The sequence below is a fragment of the Peribacillus sp. NPDC097295 genome, from assembly GCF_044761665.1.
Classification (GTDB): Bacteria; Bacillota; Bacilli; order Bacillales; family DSM-1321; genus Peribacillus.
The window spans coordinates 70268-77328 of the sequence record NZ_JBIWCW010000014.1 but is presented as its reverse complement, the minus strand read 5'-3'; the positions used below and the strand labels follow the sequence as shown (position 1 = coordinate 77328).

At 38.4% G+C, this 7061-nt stretch carries 5 protein-coding genes and 1 rRNA gene; 2 read left to right on the top strand and 4 right to left on the bottom strand.

Annotation, left to right across the window (positions count from 1 at the left end; genetic code table 11):
• Positions 1-65: ribosomal RNA gene (locus tag ACIQXN_RS17560) — 16S ribosomal RNA — on the bottom strand; the annotation flags it as partial.
• A 619-nt stretch (positions 66-684) separates the two neighbouring features.
• On the opposite strand from ACIQXN_RS17560, the gene ACIQXN_RS17555 reads away from it, so the two are divergent.
• Positions 685-1446: an alpha/beta hydrolase gene (locus tag ACIQXN_RS17555; RefSeq protein WP_402969469.1), complete on the top strand. Its 762-nt coding sequence runs from the start codon at positions 685-687 to the stop codon at positions 1444-1446.
• A 76-nt stretch (positions 1447-1522) separates the two neighbouring features.
• A complete protein-coding gene (locus ACIQXN_RS17550) occupies positions 1523-1690 on the top strand; it encodes a CsbD family protein (RefSeq protein ID WP_402969467.1) in 168 nt (55 codons plus the stop codon).
• Between the two features lie 99 nt (positions 1691-1789).
• Here ACIQXN_RS17550 and ACIQXN_RS17545 read toward each other — a convergent pair whose 3' ends face one another.
• From ACIQXN_RS17545 to ACIQXN_RS17535, 3 genes are all read right to left on the bottom strand, one after another.
• Positions 1790-2932: a PP2C family protein-serine/threonine phosphatase gene (locus tag ACIQXN_RS17545; RefSeq protein WP_402969464.1), complete on the bottom strand. Its 1143-nt coding sequence runs from the start codon at positions 2930-2932 to the stop codon at positions 1790-1792.
• Positions 2933-3203: 271 nt separating this feature from the next.
• Positions 3204-4037 (bottom strand): CheR family methyltransferase, encoded by an 834-nt coding sequence (locus ACIQXN_RS17540; RefSeq protein WP_402969461.1) that lies wholly within the window; start codon positions 4035-4037, stop codon positions 3204-3206.
• Between the two features lie 29 nt (positions 4038-4066).
• Positions 4067-6868 (bottom strand): response regulator, encoded by a 2802-nt coding sequence (locus ACIQXN_RS17535; RefSeq protein ID WP_402969458.1) that lies wholly within the window; start codon positions 6866-6868, stop codon positions 4067-4069.
• Positions 6869-7061 lie beyond the last annotated feature (193 nt).

Sequence of the window (7061 nt, the reverse complement as noted above, 5' to 3'; positions counted from 1 at the left end):
TCGACTTGCATGTATTAGGCACGCCGCCAGCGTTCGTCCTGAGCCAGGATCAAACTCTCCGAAGAAATGTTTGACTTGCTCATTTTGCTTTTTTATAGTGTGTGCTCACTCAAAATTTACGTTGGCGCTTTGTTTTGTTCAGTTTTCAAAGAGCAATCTTCGTTGTTCGTCAGAACAACTTGTATATTCATCATAACACACTACTGAATAGTTGTCAACTTCTGCGAAGTTTTAAACTAATTTTTAATCGCCGGTGTTTCTCAGCGACCATTTCATCTTACCATTTTCTTTATAAGAAGTCAATAGTTTTTATTGTGTCATTTCTTCTGGCAATCAGCCAAAAGCGAATGAATTTTTGTTTGTTTACTTGGTGCTTATTTATATTAATCCTATTTTAGTTAAAAGTCAACGCCTAATTTAAAATTCACCTGAATTAGTTATACATATCTTATTGCCATGCTTTTTCCTCGAATATAATGATTGTTATTAATATAGAAGAAAACTACATTGCAACCTCACACGATTGTTTTACACTTCCTCCCGATCAATATTTTCAATCCTCCTTAACCTCTTAAATAAAAGAAACTATTATTGACTTTGAAAATTTTCTTATGATATCATTTAACCAAGTAATATAATCGGAATAGTATTTTTATAATCATTGAGATTTAGGAGGTGGGATATATGACGACTGGAAAGGTGATACCGGGAGCAGAATCTTTTTTCTATCCTGGAAATTCTATTGGAATCCTCATTTGCCATGGTTTTAACGGTACCCCACAAAGCGTACGGTATGTTGGTGAAAGTTTGGCCGACAAAGGTTTCACCGTTTACGCTCCTCGTTTACAGGGGCACGGAACAGACGAATTCGAAATGGAAGCGACTCATTATCAAGAGTGGATCCAGAATATCGAGGTTGCATATAGAAAACTAAAGCAAACTTGTACACATATATTCGCAATGGGGCAATCAATGGGTGGCACCCTTGTTCTGGACTTAGCGACAAAATTACCTTGCGAAGGAATCCTTACTATCAATGCAGCACTTGAGGTTCCCGAATATAAAATCTATCGCGACCACTCTGCTCCAAGATTCATTACAGAAGGAGCTCCCGACATCAAAGACAACAATACTTCAGAAATCACCTATGATCGCGTTCCCATAAAAACAATCAATCAATTACTCAAGATTATGGATCATACGAGCCAACAGCTAGAAAACATTAGCTGCCCGGCCCTTCTTTTCCATTCTCCCGAAGACCATGTCGTCCCGGCCCAATGCACTACGAATCAAATATACAATTCCATTATGTCTCACAGCAAGAAGCTAATCTCCCTTGGAAATTCCTATCATGTTGCTTCGCTTGATTATGATAAAGATTTAATCATTGAACATGCTTATCACTTCATCAAGGAGAACAGTAAGGGTGCAACAATCGCTTCATAAGTTTTCTCTCAATATGGTTTACTCCCACTTCTGGCGGGTATATAAAAGTATACTAAAAACAAGGAGGCAACTCATAATGAGCGGATTATCAGATAAGATAAAAGGTACGGTCAATAAAGCAAAAGGTGAAACAAAAGACCAAGTCGGAAACGCGAAGAATGATCCTCACTTACAAACAGAAGGTAAACTAGATAAAATCAAAGGCAATATCCAAGAAGGAATCGGAAAAGTGAAGGACAGATAATATTCTGAAACCACCTTCTCACACACCTGATGGTTACATATTACCCCCTCATATATGGAAAAAGGCTGCAGATTAATCTGCAGCCTTTTTCCTGTATTATCAATTAGCTTGAATTACAACTACACACATATCATCAGGTTGGTCATTTTGCAGATCAGAAGACATGACTAAATCAATTGGAGCATTCTCTTCGCAATCTAACCAACGTGTCGAGACGACCTCTTTGATTTCATCCAGTCCGTCCAATCCTTCTCTATCGATAGCCTCCATCACTCCATCAGTAAATATAAGAATTTGGATTCTATCTTCATAATGAACGACTGTTTTCTCCACCTTCATCTCCGTAAAGAAACCAACCGGGCACGTTCCCTTTGAAAGGGACACTACTTTCCCCTCATCCATTAAAGCAAAACCCGGGGGATGGCCTGCGTTTACATATTCCAAAGTTTTACGTTCAGTATCAATAACCATATATATCGCAGTGAAATAATAGTGAACCTGGTTTTCCTTTTTATTAAGAACACTCATCCAATGATTCATGTCATTTATGACTGCTACCGGATCCGTATGTTTTCGAATGGCATCCCTAAGAACGGAGGAAATAAACATGCAGACAAGAGAAGCCGTTATACCATGCCCCATCATATCAAGCAAGATGATTCCATACCGTTTCTCATCAATGCGGTGCCAGTAGTACATGTCTCCAGCTAACTTATTTGCGGGTAAGTAGGAAGCCTTTATCGTTAAGTGATCACTCACAACAGGCTCACTCAATAGACTACTCTGCACTTGCATCGAAAGATCCAATTCATTCCGTATTTTTTCTTCCTGCATTTTATGCCAGTCTTTTTCATACTTAAGCCTAAGTCCCACTCTAATTCTGGCTAGTAAGTCAATTTTATTAATAGGCTTCATTATGTAATCGATCCCACCAACATCCAATGCTTCAGCCACTTTGTTTGAATCTTCAAGGGCGGTTACAAATATCACTGGTATGTCTTTTAAATGGGGTATGCTTTGAAGCCTTCTACAAGCCTCAATTCCATCAATTTCAGGCATCATAATATCGAGCAGTATAATATCGACAGAAGTCTCAATCGGTTGAGGATTATCCACTTGTAAATAGTCGAACATCTCATGCGCTGACTTTAATGATAGAAAATCCGCATAGCCAGCCCGCTTTAGAATTTTCTCTATAACGAAGAGATTAACCTGGTTATCATCTACGATTAAAATCGTCATTCTTTTATTCCCCTTTTGGCTTATATCGAGCGGCACCTTTTTATCTCTTATAGTCGTGCACTATATATTGCAAGGTTTACCTTAAAAAGCATTCCTAATATATTATATCTTAATTGTGGTGTTTTTAAAAAAGAAGAACATTAGTTTCAGCACATTTACACAGCTAATCCATTAAATATACCCTAATATCAACAACCTAAACTTTAAATTGAAAAAAATAAGATTTATCATCCAAAAAAGGAGTTCGCAGGCAAACGCGAACTCCCTTTTCTTATAGTTTTCTATAGATTCTCTCTCTTGCATCAAAATCCTCATAATCTTCCGAGAAGGAAGAGGTACGAATCGATTCCTTACTTCCTACTGCTAGGAAACCTTCTTTACAGAGGCTATCATAAAATAATTGATTGACGTAAGTTTGCAATTCACCGGTAAAGTAAATCATCACATTTCGACACATGATGATATGGAACTCATTGAACGAACTATCCGTCACGAGATTATGTTGAAAAAACACGATATTCTTCAGCAGGCTCGGATCCAGATAAGCATTTTGATAATCCGTCGTATAATACTCCGAAAATTCCTGTTTACCACCTGCCTGCAGATAATTTTTCGTATAAGACTGCATCCGATTGAGTGGTAAAATTCCTTTTTGAGCATGCTTTAGCACCGTTTCATTCATATCGGTTGCATAAATTTTCGCTTTATCATAGAGTCCTTCTTCCTTAAGAAGAATTGCCATCGAAAAGGCTTCTTCGCCGGTTGAACAGCCTGCATGCCAGATTCGGATTTCAGGAAGTTTCTTGAGAAGCGGAACAATATTCATTCGTAAAGACTTAAAGAAATCAGGGTCCCGAAACATTTCCGTGACATTTATGGAAAAGTCATTCAGAAGTTTCTCAACGAACCCTTTTTCATATAAAACCTTTTCAATCATCCCACTTATTCTACTAATGCGGTCTAGCCTCATTCGGTTTTCGACTCTTCTCTGAATAGAAGATCGCATATATTTACTAAAATCGAAACCAGAGACTGAATAAACGGCTTGCAGAAGCAATTCAATTTCTATATTTTCTCGTTCTTCAACCGTTAAGGTATCCTTCATTCCATTAAAACCTTCCTTACCCCTTACTATTAATTCGTTAACCAAACACGTAAAACTGAAAGCAACTGTTCCAATTTTAATGGTTTACTCACATAATCAGATGCCCCAGCTTTCAGACATTTTTCCCTATCGCCTTTCATCGCTTTTGCAGTGAGTGCAATGATAGGAAGATTATCGAACTCATTTTGTTCACGAATTCTAGTCATCGTTTCATAACCATCCATGCCTGGCATCATGATATCCATTAATATGGCATCTATACTGTTTCCTTTTTCAAGGATTTCCAAACATTCATAGCCATTCTCAGCCGTAAGAATTTCCATGCCTTCATTTTTCAGCGCATTTTTCAAAGCAAAAATATTACGGTGATCATCGTCTACTACCAATACTGATTTACCAAAGAAAGGATTAGCGTTTTTCTGTCCTTCCCCATCCAGTATCACCACATCGGGCTGCTCTTTCTCAACAATGGGAGCCGTTGCTTCAGGGCTAGCCGCTGCTGCCACTTCAGGAGAGGCCGCATTAGCTTCACTCATGTTTTCAAAGCCCTCCGGCATACTTGGAATGAAGAAGGTAAATGTGCTTCCTTCCCCTTCCTGACTATCGACAATAACCCAACCACCTAGTAATTTAGCAAACTCGCGACAGATGGAAAGCCCAAGTCCTGTACCACCGTATTTCCGCATAGTTGCTCCATCACCTTGCTGGAACGCTTCGAATATTAATTTTTGCTTTTCTTTCGAAATTCCAATACCGGTATCCTTCACATTGATTTCAACCCAATTGCTCGCGCCCTTCGTTTGAATCCACTGAGCTACATTTTCTTCGTCCGCTTTTTTAATTTGGACAGTGACTGAACCTTTCTCCGTGAATTTAAAGGCATTGGATAATAAGTTTTTCAGGATTTGTTGGAAACGTTGTTCATCAGTAAAGAAAATATCAGGAACATTCTTATCCTTAGTAACTTTAAAGTCGATATTCTTTTTCTTCGCTACGTGATCGAAGTTTCGATGTAACAACTCCGGTAACTCACTCATGTTCATTTCCTCAAAGACCACTTCAAGTTTACCAACTTCAACTTTTGATAAATCCAAAATATCGTTGATCAATGTTAGTAAATCCTGACCTGATGAGTTAATCACACGAGCAAATTCCTTCTGTTCTTCATTCAATTTACTGTCACTAGTATCCGAGAGCATTTCAGATAAAATCAAAATGCTATTAAGTGGCGTCCGTAATTCATGGGACATATTCGCCATGAACTCGGATTTGTATTTTGAACTAAGTTTTAATTCTTCGGCTTGTTTTTCGAGATTTAGTTTCGCGATTTGAAGCTCTTTCGATTTATCTTCCGTTTCACGGTTTCTCTCTTCTAATTGCTCGTTTATCATACGCAATTCTTCAGCCTGTGTTTGCAGTTCCTCTGATTGAGCCTGCATTTCTTCTGATTGAGATTGCAATTCTTCTGATTGAGCTTGCAGTTCTTCAGTTTGCGCTTGAGATTCTTTCAATAGACGCTCTATTTCCATCCGACCTTCGACATTATTGATCGTGATTCCCAAAGTGTCCAAGACTTGAGTTAAGAAATGTTTCTGCAAGGTAGTGAAGTTCTCCAAACTTGCTAATTCAACCATGGCTACCACTTCGTCTTCAAATATAACCGGGGCAATTACGATACTTCTGGGATTAACTTCGCCTAGTCCAGTTGTAACCAATTGGAAGTCTTCAGGGATGCCATCAATGAATTCCACTTTTCTTTCAAGAGCACATTGGCCAATCAAGCCTTCTCCCATACGGAATTCACGTCTTCCTGCATTCTCTCCATCTCCCGCAAAGCTGGAAATTTTCACAAAACGCATATTCTCCCCTTCGCCACGTCTAATATAAAACGCCCCAAGGGAAGCTCCCATCATCGGTGCAAGTCTCGTGATGAACCTGTCAGCAAGCACTTCCACATCCACAATGCGTTGATACATGGTAGCAATGTCAGCAACCCGGGTTTGAACCCAGTTCTGCCCGCTGATTTTCTCGGTGAAGTCTTTTTCCTTACGATTATAAGTTTCAAGCGATGCTGCCATTTCATTGAATGAACGAGCAATATCACCTATTTCATCATTTGTACGAATAGGAACTCTCGGCACAACCGATAAATTTTTAAAATCAATGTTCTTGATGACTTTTGTAATGGATTGCAAATCTTTTGAAGTGCTGCGTATCATCCAAACGACCGTTACAGAAATAACTAGAATACTAAGAATAACAGCGAAAATTGTAAAATTAATCATATCTTCATAGGTTTGTTTCGCATTATTTAACGTCTCATTCATAACGCTCTCTTGATAATCTTTAAAAGCGCCCATCGTACTGATAACTTTTGTCCGTTTGTCCCGCTGATCATTCATTAACATGGAAAGATCGGTTGAGGGGTTTTTCGATTGTATATTCTGGATGATTTCAGACTCGGTTATAGAGTAAGTAACATATTGCGTTTCAAACTCTTTCAATAATTGTTTTGCCTTCGTTTTATTTAACGTTCCAGATAGTTCAGCTATTTGCTCCTCGATCAAGCTATGGTTCTTTTTGATGATTTCAAGGCTTTCCGCTCTTTGTTCCTTATTGGCCTCGTTGGCCGCAAACAAAATCTCACGGTCAGACTGAGTGAATAACTGGCGAATTTCCATCGCCGCAGAAACTTTATAATACCGGTCTTCTACGATTTCAGTCATGCTGCCCTTAAGATTATTGAGCGTAAACACCATAAAGGAAAGTAGTATAGTCAAAAAAAGCAGGATTAAACCGAATCCCAGCATTTGTTTCCTTTTGAATCCCATTTTGCCAACCGCCTTCTTTCAATATTTATAGTAAGCAAATATTTTAACCACTCGGGTGATAAAAGCTTATTAGTGCATTCAATCTTATTTAACTTGTATATTAATATGCAAAAAGGTTTTAATCTACAGTTCCTAGTTTATCATTCTTATAGTGTAAATAGATACCTTGAGCAACCATTTTCCAAGATTTGAA

Coding starts and splice junctions, on each gene's coding strand:
- ACIQXN_RS17555 (WP_402969469.1), top strand. CDS start 685: ATGACGACTGGAAAGGTGATACCGGGAGCAGAATCTTTTTTCTATCCT.
- ACIQXN_RS17550 (WP_402969467.1), top strand. CDS start 1,523: ATGAGCGGATTATCAGATAAGATAAAAGGTACGGTCAATAAAGCAAAA.
- ACIQXN_RS17545 (WP_402969464.1), bottom strand. CDS start 2,932: ATGACGATTTTAATCGTAGATGATAACCAGGTTAATCTCTTCGTTATA.
- ACIQXN_RS17540 (WP_402969461.1), bottom strand. CDS start 4,037: ATGAAGGATACCTTAACGGTTGAAGAACGAGAAAATATAGAAATTGAA.
- ACIQXN_RS17535 (WP_402969458.1), bottom strand. CDS start 6,868: ATGGGATTCAAAAGGAAACAAATGCTGGGATTCGGTTTAATCCTGCTT.